The organism is Aeromonas sp. R2-1, assembly GCF_040908425.1.
Classification (GTDB): Bacteria; Pseudomonadota; Gammaproteobacteria; order Enterobacterales; family Aeromonadaceae; genus Aeromonas; species Aeromonas caviae.
This window is the reverse complement of the sequence record NZ_JBFODR010000036.1, coordinates 93,783-108,852: the sequence shown is the minus strand read 5'-3', so window position 1 is coordinate 108,852 and position 15,070 is coordinate 93,783. Positions and strand designations below refer to the sequence as shown.

Sequence of the window (15,070 nt, the reverse complement as noted above, 5' to 3'; positions counted from 1 at the left end):
GGCTATGACGGTAAACGGGTTGCGTTTGGCAGAGCTGATTGGTTCTCTCAGTCATGCCCTGGACATGACGGAAGGGCAGCCGAGAGGCCACTGTATCCGCTGCTGCTGGATAGGCTCTCGTCTGGGGGAGCAACTGGGACTGAATGCCCGGCAGCGCCACGACCTCTATTACACCCTGTTGCTCAAGGATCTGGGGTGCAGCAGCAATGCTGCCCGCATCTGCGAGCTCTATCTCACCGACGATCTTCACTTCAAGCGCGACTTCAAGCTGGTGGATGGCTCCCTCTCCGAGGTGGTCAACTTCGTGCTGGGCCACACCGGCTTGCAGGCGGATCTGCTGGGCCGTTTTCGCAGCCTGTTCCACATCTTTCGCAACGGGGATCAGATAGCCAACGAGCTGATCCTGACCCGTTGCCACCGGGGAGCGGACATCGCCCGCCAGTTGCGTTTCAGCGACGAGGTGGCCCAGGGGATCCTCTCCCTGGATGAGCACTGGAGCGGCAAAGGGCGGCCGCAACAACTGGCGGGGGAGGCCATCCCGCTCTTCTCCCGCATCGCCCTGCTCTGTCAGGTGGTGGACGTGTTTCACGCCGCCGCCGGGCCGGACGCGGCGATGAGGGAGCTGCGCGAGCGCAGCGGCAACTGGTTTGATCCCGCCCTGGTCAATGCCTTCGAGGCGCTGGCAGACGAGGCCTTCTGGCAAGGGCTGGCGGATCCCGCGTTGGCGGAGCGGGTCTTCGCCCACCCGGCGGGGCAGGGGGAGGTGGCGCTGGATGAGGATTATCTGGATGAGATTGCTGCGGCCTTCGGCCAGGTGGTGGACTCCAAGAGCCCCTATACCGCCGGGCACAGCGGCAGGGTGGCGCTCTATACCGACATCCTCGCCGCCCAGATGGGGCTGTCCGAGCCACGGCGACGCTGGCTCAAGCGGGGTGCCCTGCTTCACGATGTGGGCAAGCTCGGGGTGAGCAACGCCATCCTCGACAAGCCGGGCAAGCTTGACGAGCAGGAGTGGGCGGCGGTGCAGATGCATGCCGCCTACACCGAGGAGATCCTGGGCCGCATCGGCGCCTTCGAGGAACTGGCCCTGGTGGCTGGTGCCCACCATGAGCGACTCGACGGCAAGGGCTACCCCAAGGGGCTCAAGGGGGAGGCGATCACCCTGGAGACGCGCATCATCACCACCGCCGACATCTTCGATGCCATCACCGCCAAGCGTCCCTATCGGGATGCCATCCCGGTGCCGCGGGCCCTGGAGATGATGGCGGAAAACCTGGGCACGGCCATCGACCCCGACTGCTTTGCCGCCCTGAAGGCGGGGATAGAGGACTTTTCCCTCTACCTCACTCCGGAGCAGCCCCTGGCTCGTGCAAGCTAAGGCGCGAGCCCGAGACAAACAAGCCCCGCATCGGCGGGGCTTTTTTGTGGGCGGTTGCAGGAGGCGCGATCAGGGGCGGGCCGAGGGCTTGGCATAGGGTTGCAGCACCAGCCCCAGCAGGCGATGGAGGTGGGCGAGCTGCTCGATGAGATGGAGATTGAGCCAGAGGTAGCCGCCAAGGGTGGAGTCGTGTCCCTGGCCTGGTGCCTGGCTTGCGTCCCCATCGAGCCGGGCGGCGGCGGCTTGCAGGCGGCCGATGGCCTGGTCGGCCGCTGTGGTATCGCCGCTCTTGAGCATGAGGGCGAGTTCGGTGAGTACCGACTCCGTCGCCTGCTGGCAGGCGCGAAGCCCCGGGTGGCTCTGCATCAGGAAGTGGCTCTGGCGATCCCGCCAATAGGTGTTGGCCAGCATCTCCAGGGTGCAGACGCTGTTGCGAAGGGTGGTCTGGGTCGCCTCGAACAGCGGGCTGCCAAGGCGGGTCTCCTTGACCGCCGGGGCCAGCAGGGGGCGCAGGCTGACTATTTTGGCGAGCAGGCGGGCATGGCTTCGGGTGAGCCTGGGGCGCTCCAGCACGTTGGGGGAGAGGTGGGTGTGGTAGAGCCGCCCCGCCTGCTGCAGGGTGTCGTGCATCTGCAGACGCCAGTGGGTATAGGCCCGCTGGGGGTAGATGCTGCAAAACAGCAGGGCCAGCACCGACCCCAGGATGACGTCGCCGCTGCGCCAGAGCGCGGTCTCGATGTCCCCGGGCACCCCGCCGACGATGACCCCCAGGGTGATGCCGATGAGCAGCCCCACATAGGGGCGCTTGCCGAGCGCCAGGTAGCCGCACAGGAACATGATGGCGCAGCACCAGGCCAGCATCAGGGGCAGGGAGTAGAGCTCCAGATAGAGGGCCACCACCCCGCAGGCGGCGCCAAAGACGGTGCCCACCACCCGTTGCAGGGCGCGCGACAGCACGTTGCCCCAGAACGAGATGGGGCCCATCACCACCACCAGGGTGATGAGGGGCCAGGTGCTCTCCGGCAGCTTGAGCTCCCGGGTCAGCAGGAAGGTGAGGGTGAAGGCCAGGGCGATGCGCAGGCCGTGGACCAGGCGGTAGCGGCCATAGATGAGCAGATCGAAGCGGGAGAGTGGGGCATTGAGGCGCAAGGGCGTTCTCTTATCTCGGGTCAGGGTTGTGAGGATAGCAAGGGGGACGGCATTCGCCTTGACCTGCGTCGTTTCTCCGGTTCATACGGGCGCACCTGTCGGCAGGCGCACCATGACCCGCTCGCCGGGGGGAAGGGCTGCGCTACCCGGCGCCCGTTCGATGCGGCAGTTGGCACTGTCGTGGCCCCCATCCACCGGGCGCACCAGCAGGGTGCCCGCCTCGTCCTGACTGAGCAAGCCGGGCACAACGCCCTGCTCTGCCGATGGGGGCAGGGCCGCCAGCAGCCGGGCGCAGAGGCGAAGGGGCGGCGGGGCCTGACGGGGTTCGTGCGGGGGCAACCGGGCGCAGATGAAGTCGGCGATGGCCTCCAGATCCTCGAAGGGGAACCGGGGCAGGGTCGTGGCCTGGGGAGCGTCGCTCACGAGGGCGACGATGTCAGGATCCTCGGGGAAGAGCAGGGGCCGGCCGATGGCGGCGCGATACAGCTCCACCTTGGGAAAGCGCCTGTGCTTGAACCCCTCGACCAACAGCAGATCCAGGGCGCTCGCATCGAAGCGGGCCAGCAGTGCCTCGAAGGGGGGCTCCCCCTCCGGGGTCTCCCGGATCAGGGCATGGCGCCGGTCGGAGGCCGCCATCACCTGGGTGGCGCCCGCCTGGCGCAGGCGGTGGCTGTCCTTGCCGGGCTGGTCCATGTCAAAGGCGTGGTGGGTGTGCTTGAGCACCCCGAGGCGCAGACCGCGCGCCACCAGGCGCGGGATGAGGCGCTCCAGCAGGGTGGTCTTGCCGGTGCCGCTCCAGGCGACGAAGCCGAGCAGGGGCAGGGGGGTCATGGCGCGCCCCCTTCCCGCAGCCTCGCCTCCCAGGCGGCGAGATCGCTCGGGCTGTTGAGGTTGACGAAGGCGTCGTGCAGATCGGCAAAGGGCACCACCGCCATCCGGTGGCGGGCAAACCAGGCCCCGGTCTTGCGCTCCCCGTCCGCCAGCGCCTGTTGCAGAGAGGGGCGCAGGGCGCGGCGCAGCAGGGCGACCACGGGCTGGAGGTGCTCTCCGTCGTGGGCCACCACCAGATCGGTGTCCGGGGTGATGGCGGCGCGAAAGCGGGTCATCAGATCAAGGGGCAGGGCGGGGCCGTCACAGGGGACGAACAGCACCCAGTCGTGACGGGCCGCCGTCAGCCCCGCCAGCATGCCGGCCAGCGGCCCCTGGAAGTCGGCCTGCGCGTCCCCGATGACGGGAGCAAGCTGCCGGTAGCGAGCCTGGCTGCGGTTGGCGTTGATCAGCACCTCGTCCACCTGGGGGCGCAGGCGGGTCAGCACGTGTTCGATCAGGGGAGTGCCCGCGAGGGGCACCCAGCCCTTGTCATCGCCCCCCATGCGGGTGGCGCGACCGCCCGCGAGGATGACGCCGCTGACGAGAAAAGCGGGGGAAGAGGAAGGGGTCATGGTGCTCCGTTGCTCGCAAAGGGATGCCCACAGGGGCGTGTCGGGATCTTGCGCCAAGGCGGGCGCGGGAGCAACCTTCGGCTGCCCCGGCAAAGGCGCCTTTGGCCGCAGGGTTTGTCCAAGCTCACAAAACCGGATCGGCAAACGTCATATGATCCCCAGCATTCTGAGTCTTGCTCTCCTGCCTGATGGCAACTTCATGTAAATCAAAGAGAATGACTATGGCTACCGGACAATATCTGCTGTGGAAAGATGCACAGGGTCACGATTTTCGCCCCGTTGCACTGACGGGCACCAATCTGCTCAACGATCGCAACCTCAACAAGGGCACCGCCTTCACCGAACAGGAACGGGCCGATTTTGAGCTGGGCGGCCTCTTGCCGCCCCAGGTGCAGACCTTCGAAGCCCAGCTGGAGCGGGTCTATGAGGCCTTCCTGAGCGCTTGCAGCGACATCGAGAAGTACCAGAACCTGCGAGCCTTGCAGGATCGCAACGAAACCCTGTTCTACGCCCTCCTGTCCCGCCACGTGGAGGAGATGACCCCCTACATCTACACCCCGACCGTGGGCAAGGCGTGCCAGGAGTTCAGCCACCGCTTCCAGAAGCCGCGCGGCCTCTACATCACCCCGAAGAACGTCGATGACATGGGCTCCCTCGCCCGCCACATGGATGCCAAGGCGGTGCGCATCATCGTCGTGACCGACAGCCAGGGGATCCTCGGCATCGGCGATCAGGGGGTGGGGGGCATGGGCATTCCCATCGGCAAGCTCGCCCTCTATACCCTGGGGGCGGGCATCCACCCCGCCTGCTGCCTGCCCATCGCGCTGGACGTGGGCACCGACAACCAGGCGCTGCTGGATGACCCCATGTACCTGGGTCAGCCCCACAGGCGCATTCGCGGCAAGGAGTACGACGACTTCATCGACAAGTTCGTGGCCGGGGTCAAGCGCCACTTCCCCAACGCCGTGTTGCAGTGGGAGGACTTCAGCAAGTCCAACGCCTTCAACAACCTGGCCCGCTACCAGCAGGCGCTGCCGTCGTTCAACGACGACATCCAGGGCACCGGGGCCGTGGTGCTGGCGGGCATCATAGGGGCCGTCAAATCCAAGGGGGAAACCCTGGGCCAGCAGCACTACCTGGTCTACGGGGCCGGTGCTGGCGGGGTCGGGGTGGCGGATCAGATCTGCGCGGGGATGATCCGCGAGGGGCTTGACCCGCAGGCGGCGCGGGATCGCATCTACATCCTGGATACCCAGGGGCTGGTGTGTGACAACCGCGAGGGGCTGGATGAGTACAAGCGCCGCTACGCCAAGCCGGGCCTCTTGCTGGCCCAGTGGGATCTGCAGGGCAAGGCGGGGCTGACCGAGGTGCTGCGCCACGTGCCCATCACAGTGCTGCTCGGCACCAGCGGCGCCGGTGGCGCCTTCCAGGAGGAGCACATCCAGCTGATGCTGACCCACTGCGAGCGCCCCATGGTGTTCCCCCTCTCCAACCCTACCGCCAACTGCGAGGCCCTGCCGGAAGACATCTTCCGCTGGAGCCAGGGGCGCGCCATCGTCGCCACCGGCAGCCCGTTCAAGGACGTGCATCATGAGGGGCAGGATTATCGCATCGGTCAGGGCAACAACGTCTTCATCTTCCCCGGCGTGGGGCTGGCGGCCATCGTCAGCCAGATCCGCGAGATAAGCCCGGACATCTTCACCACCGCCGCCTTTGCGCTCGCGGAGTGCGTGAGCGAGGCGGATCTCGCCCGGGGCACCGTCTACCCGAGGATCAGCGAGCTGCGCAACATCTCGGTGCACGTGGCGACCGCGGTGCTCAAGGATATCGTGCGCCGCGACCCCTCCCACCCGCTCATCGGTCAGGATCTGCAAGAGCACATCCTGAGCCATATGTGGGAGCCGGTCTACCTGCCGTACCGCCGGGTCTGAGGTGCGACCTGCCCGCACGTGTCGCGGGCATGACGATGCCATAGAAAAAGAGAGGGTGGCCCAGGCCACCCTCTCTTTTTTCTGCCCTGCTGTGTGTGCGGGGCAGGACGCTGCCACTTATTGAGCGGGCGGGGGCACCAGGCGGTCATCGACGCTGCCATCGCCTCGACGCTTGTTGCCATTGGCATCGACGGCGTCCACACCGTTGTCATCGACGCTGCCATTGCCTCGACGCTTGTTGCCATTGGCATCGACGGCGTCCACGCCGTTGTCGTCCACGCTGCCATCGCCTCGAAGCTTGTTGCCATTGGCATCGACGGCGTCCACGCCGTTGTCGTCCACGCTGCCATCGCCTCGAAGCTTGTTGCCATTGGCGTCGACGGCGTCCACACCGTTGTCGTCCACCCGGCCATCGCCTCGACGCTTGTTGCCATTGGCATCGACGGCGTCCACGCCGTTGTCGTCCACCCGGCCACCGGCATGACGTTCCCCGCCTGCATGCTTGTCGCCACCGCCGTGGCGATCGCCGCCAGCGTGCTGGTCGCCACCGGCATGTTCGCCCTGACCACGGTCATCGCCGCCGTGGCCGCTGTCGTCCCCGCCATTGTTTCCGTTATGGCTACTATCGCCTCCATTTCCGCTATTGTTTCCACTGTGGCTACTATTGCCCCCACCGCTGCTGTTGCTGTCTCCGCCGCTGCTGTTGCTGCCTCCGCCGCTGCTGTTGCCGCCTCCGCCGCTGCTGTTGCTGCCTCCGCCGCCGCTGTTGCCGCCTCCGCTACCACTGTTGCCGCCGCCATCCCCCCCTTTGTTGTGCACGATCAGCCCATTGGCCACATAGCTGTGGCTGCCATCGAGGATCAGGTTGAACAGCGCCGTGGCGGGCGGGGCATCAACCCAGGAGAGGGAGGCCACCAGCAGTTCGACAGGGTGCGGCGCCAGCGCCAGGTTGCCCGCGCAGCCCCCCTCTGACCAACCCAGCAGGTGCATGCCGGTAAAGAGCGGCAGCACGGCGAGGGCCGGGTTTTCGGTGCGGGTCATGGCCGGTGCGATGGCTGCCCAGCCCCGGGTGGTGAGGAAGGGGTGCTCGGCGGTGAAGAAGGGGGGCAGATGATTGAGCCCGTAGAGCCTGCGCGCCCCCAGCGCCACCCGCTCGATGGCCTGGATGCGGTTGCTCTGCCCGTGCCTGTCCCGCACCCGATCGCCGATCCGCAGGGTCTCGATGGGGCGTTCGCAGCCATCGGCCATCAGGATGCGGGTACCAGCGATGAAGCAGGACTTGGCATGGGCCTGGTTTGCCTGCCATTGGTGGTGGTCGAAGTCATAGCTCAGCGGGGTGGCGAACAGGGCCAGGGCGATGGCCGAACCCAGCAGCAGCCGGCGCTGGCTGGGTTTGAACGAGGGCAGTGACATGGGGAACTCCTTGTCGGTGTGGGGTCACGCCTTCGAGTATAGAGAGGGGGTTGTGGTGATATCTGCGTCGACCAGTTGAAAGCCTTGTCATGTCAACTCACCGGAAAAACGATTGGCGTTGGCCATAAAAGTGCGTAAAATCGCTTCCTCGATGCTTGTAGCAGCGAATCCCGCCTAAAAAGCCAGTTTCATGCCCTCCCCAAGCAGTAAAAGGCAACAAATGACGCCGTTTGGCCCGTTGGCTGCCTTGAAAACGTCTTGTGATGACTGAAAAGTGTCAAATATCCCTGTCAGTTATCAAAAAATTAAGGATACCCATGTTTTCCTTGGTCAAGCAAAGCGTCGCCGGGCTGCAAATTCTGTTTGTCGCCTTCGGTGCCATGGTGCTGGTGCCCCTGCTCACCGGTCTGAACCCCTCCATGGCCCTGCTTGGCGCCGGTGTAGGCACCCTGCTGTTCCAGCTCTGCACCCGTCGTCAGGTGCCGATCTTCCTCGGCTCCAGCTTCGCCTTCATCGCCCCCATCATCTATGCCACCCAGACCTGGGGCCTGCCCTCCACCATGTTCGGTCTGTTTGCCGCGGGCTTCATGTATTTCATCCTGGCGGCCATCATCCGCGCTCGTGGCATGGGCTTCGTGCACAAGCTGCTGCCCCCCGTGGTCATCGGTCCCGTCATCATGGTGATCGGCCTGTCGGTGGCCCAGGTAGCCTGCAACATGGCCATGGGCCGTGCCGGCGGTGAGCAGGTGGTGCCTGCCACCACGGCGCTGACCCTGGCGGGGATCTCGCTGGCGGTCACCCTGATTGCCGCCGTGTTCTGCAAGGGCTGGATCAAGCTCATCCCCATTCTGTGCGGTGTCATCGCCGGTTATGTTTCTGCCGTGCTGATGGGCCAGGTGAGTTTCGACGGCATGGTCAACGCCCCCTGGCTGGCGTTGCCCCACTTCGAGACCCCGGAGATCAACTGGGCCGCGGCCCTCTTCATGCTGCCGGTGGCCATCGCCCCCTGCATCGAGCACATCGGCGGCGTGCTGGCCATCGGCGGCGTGACCGGCAAGGACTACACCAAGGATCCCGGCCTGCACCGCACCCTGGCCGGTGACGGCATCGGCGTCTGCTTCGCCGGTTTCATCGGTGGTCCCCCCGTCACCACCTATGCGGAAGTGACCGGCGCCGTGATGATCACCCGCAACTTCAACCCGGTCACCATGACCTGGGCCGCGGTGTTCGCCATCATTCTGGCCTTCTTCGGCAAGTTCAACGCCCTGCTCACCTCCATCCCCATGCCGGTGATGGGCGGCATCATGCTGCTGCTGTTCGGATCCATCGCCGCCATCGGTCTCAAGACCCTGGTGGAGTCCAAGGTGGATCTGGGGCTGTCCCGCAACATCGCCATCGTGGCGGTGACCCTGACCGTGGGTGTCGGCGCCCTGGAGATGAAGATCGGTGACTTCGCCCTGGCGGGCGTGGGGCTGGCCTCGGTGGCGGCGATCCTGCTGAACCTCATCCTGCCCCAGCACTCCGAAACGGGTGCCATGGAGAGCGCCAAGGATTAAGCGCCTGGCTTGCTGTACGTTGAGATGATGAAAAAGAGGCCACCTTCGGGTGGCCTCTCTTTCTTTGCCTGCGTACCACTGAACCCGGCCTCCCATGTGAAGCGGCTACACTCAGGGGCACCATTGACGGGAGAGGACGAAAGGATGAAGAGGGCATGGATCCTGGCCCTGCTGGGGCTGATGGGGAGCGGCGCGGCCGAGGCCGGTGCGGTGCGCTACGAGGTCGAAGGCAAGCCGTTCGAGGGCTATTACCTGGCGGCTGCCGACAAGGAGGCCCCTCTGGTGGTGCTGGTGCACGACTGGGACGGGCTCAACGATTACGAGATCAAGCGGGCCGAGATGCTGGTGGCCCTGGGCTACAGTGTCTTTGCCGTCGATTTGTTCGGTGCCGGGGTCAGGCCGAGCACGGTGGAAGACAAGAAGCGCCTCACCGGGGCCCTCTATCAGGACAGGACCAGGATGCGCTCCCTGCTGCAAGGAGGATTGGCGGAGGCGGGCAGGCAGGGGGGGCGGCTCGACAATGCGGTGGCCCTCGGTTACTGCTTCGGCGGCGCCGCCGTGCTGGAGATGGCCCGCAGCGGGGCGGATCTCAAGGGGGTAGTGAGCGTACACGGCGGGCTGGAGACCCCGGCCGGGCAGGACTACAAAGAGGTGAAGGGAGAGTTGCTTGTCCAGCACGGCAGCGCCGACGAGGCGGTCTCTCTGGGTCAGTTTGCGGCGCTGGTGGCCGAGCTGGAGAGCGCCGGGGTGAAGCACGAGGCGACCAGCTACAGCGGCGCTCCCCACGCGTTCAGCGTTTTTGGCTCGGACAACTACCGCGCCGATGCCGATGCCAAGTCCTGGCAGCGTTTCACCGGTTTCCTGAAGGAGGTGACCGGCTCCTGAGGGGGCCGGTTCACGCAGGCCATGGCAGTGCCATGGCTTTTTTTATGCCCGTTTTTCGCCATCTCAGGGGAGGGCGAGCACCCTCACCCACATGGCCCCCTTGCCCACCTCGCTCCGTGGGCCCGGGGTGAGCAGACCGCTTTCGGGGTCGATGGCATGCAGCGCCACCTCGTGGGATTGCTGCCCGGTCGCGATGAGCCAGTGGCCGCTGTGGTCGATGGCAAAGCCCCGGGGACAGGCCTCGGTCGGGAAGTGGCCGAGGGGGGTGAGGGCGCCATCCTGGGGGGAGACGCCGAACAGGGTGAGCAGGCTGCTGGCCCGTTCGCTGGTGTAGAGAAAACGTCCATCCGGGGTCAGGTGCAGGTCGGCGCCCCAGCGCTCCCCCTCATAGCCTGGGGGCAGCATGTCCAGGCTCTCGCGCGCCACTATCTGTCCGTCCGCCTCCCTGTGGTAGCGATTGAGGGTGGCATCGAGTTCGTTGAGGCAATAGAGATCGCCGTTGTCCGGGTGCAGGGCCAGATGGCGGGGCCCGGCGCCGGGGGCGGTGTGAATGTCCCCCAAGGGATGGGGAACCAGCTTCTCGTCCACCAGGGCAAAGCGGCGCACCCTGTCCTCCTTCAGGCAGGCCACCAGCAGCTCCTGCTCCCCGTTTTGCCCCGCAAGCCAGGTGACCGAGTGGGCCGCCATCAGGTGGTCGAGACGCTGGTGAGGGGGCTGCATCCGGCCCGCCTGATCCTGGCGGGAGACGGTGACGTGGTTGAAGGCGTAGGAGGCGGCAAAGAAGAGGCGGCCGCTCCCATCGGTGCAGGTATGGGAGGCGCTGCCGAGCAGCGGCGCCGAGGTCGAGGCCCCGAGCCGCCCATCGGCGGCGATGGGGAAGCTCAGCACCCGAAAATCGGGGCGCACCCCCGCATGGAGCCAGCGCCGGTCCGGGCTGATGACCAGGGGCTGCACCTCGCCGCCGGTCTGCACTTCCTGCAGCGGGGCGAGGGTGCCTGCCTCGAGGCGAAACACATGGATCAACCCGCTCACCGGGTTGGCCACATAGACCACTTGTTGCATTGCATCTCCTTTGCGACGGCCATCCGTCGGGTCAAGGGAAAGGGGAGTCCCGGCGTCTCAGGCGGGGATCAGGATCTCGCGAATGACGGGCACCACTGACAGTGCCAGCAGGGCTGCCATCACCTGGTTGAAGCGGCGACGGGCAAGATCGTTTGCCAGCCAGCGCTTGAGCAGGGAACCGCACAGGAGCCAGAGTCCGACACAGGGGAAAGAGACGATGAAGAAGGTCAGGGCGATGACGAGGTGCTGTTCAAAAGGGTCGCTCCCCGCGCTGGTGAAGGCGGCGATGGCACCGGTGGCAACCACCCAGGCCTTGGCATTGACCCACTGGAACAGGGCACCCTTGAAAAAGCCGAACGGGCGGGCCCCGTTGCTGTCAGTCATCCCGTCCGTCGGGCGGGCGATGAGCCAGGCAAGATAGAGCAGATAGAGGGTGCCCGCGCACTTGATGAACATGTGGAGTTCGGGGAAGCGGGTAAAGAGCTGGCCAAAGCCCAGCCCCACCAGCAACAGCATCAGGGTGAAGCCGACGCAGATCCCCATGAGCAGGGGCAGGCTCTTGCGTATCCCGACGCTGGCGCCGGCGCTCATCACCATGATGTTGTTGGGGCCGGGGGTGACCGATGCCGAGATGGCAAAGAGCACCACGGCGTAGAGCGAGTCCATTGGGTTCCTCGTGCAGACAGTCCGTTGTCTTCCCTATATTGGGGGCGATCTGCGCTTTCCAAGGCGGGGGGCGGGCAGAAAAAAAACAGGCCCCGTGACGGGGCCTGTGAAGCGGGCGGGATCAGACGGGCTGGTTCCCTGCCGGCGGCAGCGCCGGGCGGGATTCCACCTTCTGTTCGTCTCCCTGCATGTTCTTGATGTAGACGTCCATCTGGTTGAACGCGATCTCGATGCCATGCTCGCGGAACAGCACGTCGATGCGGCGGTTCAGCTCGTCGATGGCCGGGTTGCGATCCCCCAGCTCGCTCACGAAGAAGCGCAGCTCGTGATCCAGGGTGCTGGGCCCGAAGGTGAGGAAGTAGACGATGGGGGCCGGGTCTTTCAGCACCCGGCTGTTCTCCATGGCGGCCTGCATCAACAGCTTGCGGGTCAGATCCAGATCCGAGCCATAGGCCACCCCGACCCGGGCGATGACCCGGGTGACGGTGTCGGACAGGGACCAGTTGATGAGCCGCTCTATCATCAGCTGCTGGTTCGGGATGATCACCTCCTTGCGGTCGAAGTCGGTGAGGGTGGTGGAGCGGATCCTGATCTTGTTGACCGTGCCCGAGATGGTGCCGATGGTGACGGTGTCGCCGATCCGCACCGGGCGCTCGAACAGGATGATGATGCCTGAGATGAAGTTGGAGACGATCTGCTGCATGCCGAAACCGATACCGACCGAGAGACCGGCGGCCAGCCACTGCAGCTTCTCCCACTGGACCCCGAGCATGGCGAGCGCCGTCAGGCTGCCCACCCCGATCAGGAGGTAGTTGAGCATGGTGGTGAAGGCGTAGGCCGTGCCCTGGGCGAGGCGCAGCTTGGAGAGCACCAGCACCTCCAGCAGGCCCGGCAGGTTGCGGGCCAGCGACAGAGCCGCACCAAACACGAAGAGGCCGGTCAGCACGTCGCTCAGGCTGATGGGATAGAGCACGGCGTTGGCCCCGGTCCCCTCGCTCTTGTGCCACAGCACCACGCTGTCGAGGTAGGTGAAGACCGCCACCAGATCAGACCAGAGCCAGTAGAAGGCGACGCCGAACACCAGCAGCAGCATGATGCGGGTCAGACGCAGGGACTGCTGGCTGACCTCTTCCAGATCCATGGGCTGCTCTTCGATGGCTTCGCCCCCTTCTGCATCCTCCTGGGTCTTGTGCTCCCGCTTGGCGACCGCGCGGCGATAGGCCAGACGACGGGCCGCCAGCTCAAGACCGCGCAGGGCGGTGCGATAGACCAGACCCCAGATGATGATGAGGTAGAAGGACTCGATGAGCCTGCCGGTGAGTTTCAGGGCCGTGTAGTAGTAGCCAAGGGCTGCCAGCACCATCAGGGCCACCGGCGCCAGCGCCAGGGCGACGGCGGTCAGGGTCTGCAACATGCTCGCCTCGCCCTTGATGCGGGCACGGGAGATGGGCAGCACCAGGTAGGCGGTCAGCCCCAGCAGCAGCATGGTCATGCCCTGGCCGATGACGTCGTTGCCAAGGGAGGAGGGTTCCACCACCGCCTTGGTCGACAGCATGATGAGGGGCAGCAGGGGCAGCCAGAGGTAGCGCATGCTGTTGCGCTTGGCCTGCAGCTCGTCCCGCGGCATGCGGAAGTGGGTCTCGCCGATGCCCCCCGGTCGCATCACCGACAGGTAGACGCTGAACACCAGGTAGCCGAGGGCCAGGTTCAGGGTGATCTGGAAGATGAGTTTCGGGCTCAGCAGACCGCAATAGGCGAGCAGCAGGCCGGCGGCCAGGATGAAGAGGGTGCCCGGCAGGCGTTGCAGCACGGTGAACAGCAGGGCACGGGGGGTGTGCCACTGGCTGTCCTGACGAAAACGTCCCAGATCCTTGACGATCTTCTTCTGGCGCTCGAGCAGGGTGCCGCGCTTCCACAGCAGCAGGCCCCCCACCAGCAGCAGGGGCAGTGCCAGCAGAGAGACTGCCAGCAGCATGTCGCCCCAACCGCTCCAGTCCGGTTTCAGCACCCAGTCAGAGGCCTGCTTGAAGGCCTGGGCCGGCCAGGTGATGAACCACTTGGCATCGATGGGCTTGTTGCTGCTCACCCAGAAGATGTGCTGCTGCAGGGTGAACTCGATGGAGGCATAGACCCGGGTCAGCTGCTGCTGGGTCAGTTGCAGGCTGATGGCGTTGGTGAGCTGGGCATCCATCTGGCGGTTGAGCTGATCCAGCAGGCCGATGCGGGTGTCGATGAGCTTGGCAAGGCTGGCCCTGTCTTCGTCGCTCACCGTCTCGCCGCTGCTGGCGATGAGGTTGTCCAGATACTGGTTCTTCTGGAACAGCTGGTCACGCTGCTGGCTCAGTTCGAACTGGGCCAGGTGCAGGTCGGCGATCTGCTCCTCCAGGTTCTTCACCAGGGTGGAGGGGGCCGCTTCCAGCTGCTGGTAGAGCTGATAGAGGATGCGCGAGAGCAGCAGGTTGCCCTTGAGCATCTGTACCTGTTCGTTGAGGTTGCGCTCGGTCTGGGTGCCGCGCTCCAGCATGCTCTTCGCCTGCAGGTTCTTCTGGGCCAGGGTGTTGAGGCTGTTGGTGGAGCTGATGAGTTGCTGGCTGAGCTGGTAGTTGAGCTCCTGCTCTTTTTGCACCAGGGGGTTGTCTTCGGCGGCCACCAGTTCGCCGGTCTCTTCGGCAGTCTTCTCGGTGTCCCCCAGGCGCTTGGCGCTGCTCTGCTCCTGCAATGCCTGCAGTTTCTGCTCTTCACTGGCGAGACGGGCACTCTGGTAGTCCCGTTGCTTGACCACCAGATCCTGCATGCTGGTGCGGTTGTCCAGCTCCTTTTGCAGGTTGGCCAGTTGCAGATCCAGCAGGGCCAGTTCGGCATTAAGCTTCATTTTCTCGGCGCTGCTCACCCCGTCCCCGGCGTTGAGGCGGGTGCGGATCTCCTGGCTGCGCTGATAGGCGCGGCTCATGCTGGCCTGGGCCCGCTCCGGCAGGGTCTGCAGGTTGGTGATCTGGCTGCCGATGGTGCCAAGGGCCTCCTGGGCCGCCTGCATGTTGGCCATGATCTCGGGTTGGCGGGCATCGAGCTCCGCCAGGCTCATGGTGGCGTATTCGCTCTTGAGCTGCTCCGGGCTCTTGCCCTGGGTCAGGGCGTCGAGCTTGGCGCCGATCTCCTTGAGCTCTGTCGGCAGGGTGCGCAGGCGTTCGCTCTGGGTTTTGGCCTTGCTCTTCTCCTTGTCGATGCTGTCGAGGAGGGAGAGGGTGTCAGTCAGGAACTTCTGGTCCGCCTGCTGGCTGGCCGTGGGGGTGTCCGATTTGCCGAGGGCGTCGAGCGCCCGCTGCACGATGGCGCGCTGGGGCAGATCCTGCGCCAGGGTGCTCGGGGTCCAGAAGGTAATGAGTAAACAGAGCAGCGGCAGCAGGGTGGCCGAGGCTCTTTTGAAGCGTGTTGAGAGCATAAAGCGTCCGGGTGATTATGCGATGTTCGGGGGATTTTCCACCAGGGTAAAATCCGCGTGGATTCTAGCACCGGCGCAAGAGGGGCAGCAGGGGGAGAGATAAAAAAAAACGGCGCCCGCAGGCGCCGCTTTCATCGGTTCAGGACTGA

The 15,070-nt window shown here is 65.4% G+C and carries 10 protein-coding genes and 1 pseudogene; 4 read left to right on the top strand and 7 right to left on the bottom strand.

Annotated elements, in window-relative coordinates:
- The first annotated feature begins 4 nt into the window (after positions 1–4).
- On the top strand, positions 5–1,378 hold the full coding sequence (locus AB5Y80_RS13765) for an HD domain-containing phosphohydrolase (protein ID WP_323882672.1): 1,374 nt from the start codon (positions 5–7) through the stop codon (positions 1,376–1,378).
- A 69-nt stretch (positions 1,379–1,447) separates the two neighbouring features.
- Here the strand turns inward: AB5Y80_RS13765 and AB5Y80_RS13760 are convergent, their stop codons facing one another.
- The 3 genes and pseudogenes from AB5Y80_RS13760 to mobA form a co-directional block, all read right to left on the bottom strand.
- Entirely contained in the window at positions 1,448–2,527 is a 1,080-nt protein-coding gene (locus tag AB5Y80_RS13760) for an FUSC family protein (RefSeq protein ID WP_323948244.1), read from the bottom strand.
- Between the two features lie 345 nt (positions 2,528–2,872).
- A pseudogene (gene mobB / locus AB5Y80_RS13755) lies at positions 2,873–3,358 on the bottom strand (molybdopterin-guanine dinucleotide biosynthesis protein B); the annotation flags it as partial.
- On the bottom strand, positions 3,355–3,969 hold the full coding sequence (gene mobA / locus AB5Y80_RS13750; protein ID WP_323950019.1) for a molybdenum cofactor guanylyltransferase MobA: 615 nt from the start codon (positions 3,967–3,969) through the stop codon (positions 3,355–3,357). The pseudogene mobB and the gene mobA, both read right to left, overlap by 4 nt.
- A 221-nt stretch (positions 3,970–4,190) precedes the next feature.
- On the opposite strand from mobA, the gene AB5Y80_RS13745 reads away from it, so the two are divergent.
- Positions 4,191–5,900 carry an NAD-dependent malic enzyme gene (locus tag AB5Y80_RS13745; protein ID WP_010673606.1) on the top strand — a complete coding sequence of 570 codons (1,710 nt, stop codon included), beginning with the start codon at positions 4,191–4,193 and terminating at the stop codon, positions 5,898–5,900.
- 117 nt (positions 5,901–6,017) lie between these two features.
- Here the strand turns inward: AB5Y80_RS13745 and AB5Y80_RS13740 are convergent, their stop codons facing one another.
- Positions 6,018–7,313, bottom strand: coding sequence for a hypothetical protein (locus tag AB5Y80_RS13740; protein ID WP_368173074.1), 1,296 nt, complete (start codon positions 7,311–7,313; stop codon positions 6,018–6,020).
- A 317-nt stretch (positions 7,314–7,630) separates the two neighbouring features.
- Here AB5Y80_RS13740 and AB5Y80_RS13735 point away from each other — a divergent pair, with 317 nt between their 5' ends.
- Together AB5Y80_RS13735 and AB5Y80_RS13730 are read left to right on the top strand one after the other, a co-directional pair.
- Positions 7,631–8,869, top strand: coding sequence for a uracil-xanthine permease family protein (locus AB5Y80_RS13735; protein ID WP_041213272.1), 1,239 nt, complete (start codon positions 7,631–7,633; stop codon positions 8,867–8,869).
- Between the two features lie 144 nt (positions 8,870–9,013).
- Positions 9,014–9,754 (top strand): dienelactone hydrolase family protein, encoded by a 741-nt coding sequence (locus tag AB5Y80_RS13730; RefSeq protein ID WP_368173073.1) that lies wholly within the window; start codon positions 9,014–9,016, stop codon positions 9,752–9,754.
- A gap of 63 nt (positions 9,755–9,817) precedes the next feature.
- Here AB5Y80_RS13730 and AB5Y80_RS13725 read toward each other — a convergent pair whose 3' ends face one another.
- From AB5Y80_RS13725 to mscK, 3 genes are all read right to left on the bottom strand, one after another.
- Entirely contained in the window at positions 9,818–10,816 is a 999-nt protein-coding gene (locus AB5Y80_RS13725) for a beta-propeller fold lactonase family protein (RefSeq protein ID WP_368173072.1), read from the bottom strand.
- A 57-nt stretch (positions 10,817–10,873) separates the two neighbouring features.
- Positions 10,874–11,482, bottom strand: a complete 609-nt coding sequence (locus tag AB5Y80_RS13720; protein ID WP_323901445.1) for a LysE family translocator — start codon at positions 11,480–11,482, stop codon at positions 10,874–10,876.
- Positions 11,483–11,603: 121 nt separating this feature from the next.
- Positions 11,604–14,921, bottom strand: a complete 3,318-nt coding sequence (gene mscK, locus AB5Y80_RS13715) for a mechanosensitive channel MscK (RefSeq protein WP_368173071.1) — start codon at positions 14,919–14,921, stop codon at positions 11,604–11,606.
- Positions 14,922–15,070 lie beyond the last annotated feature (149 nt).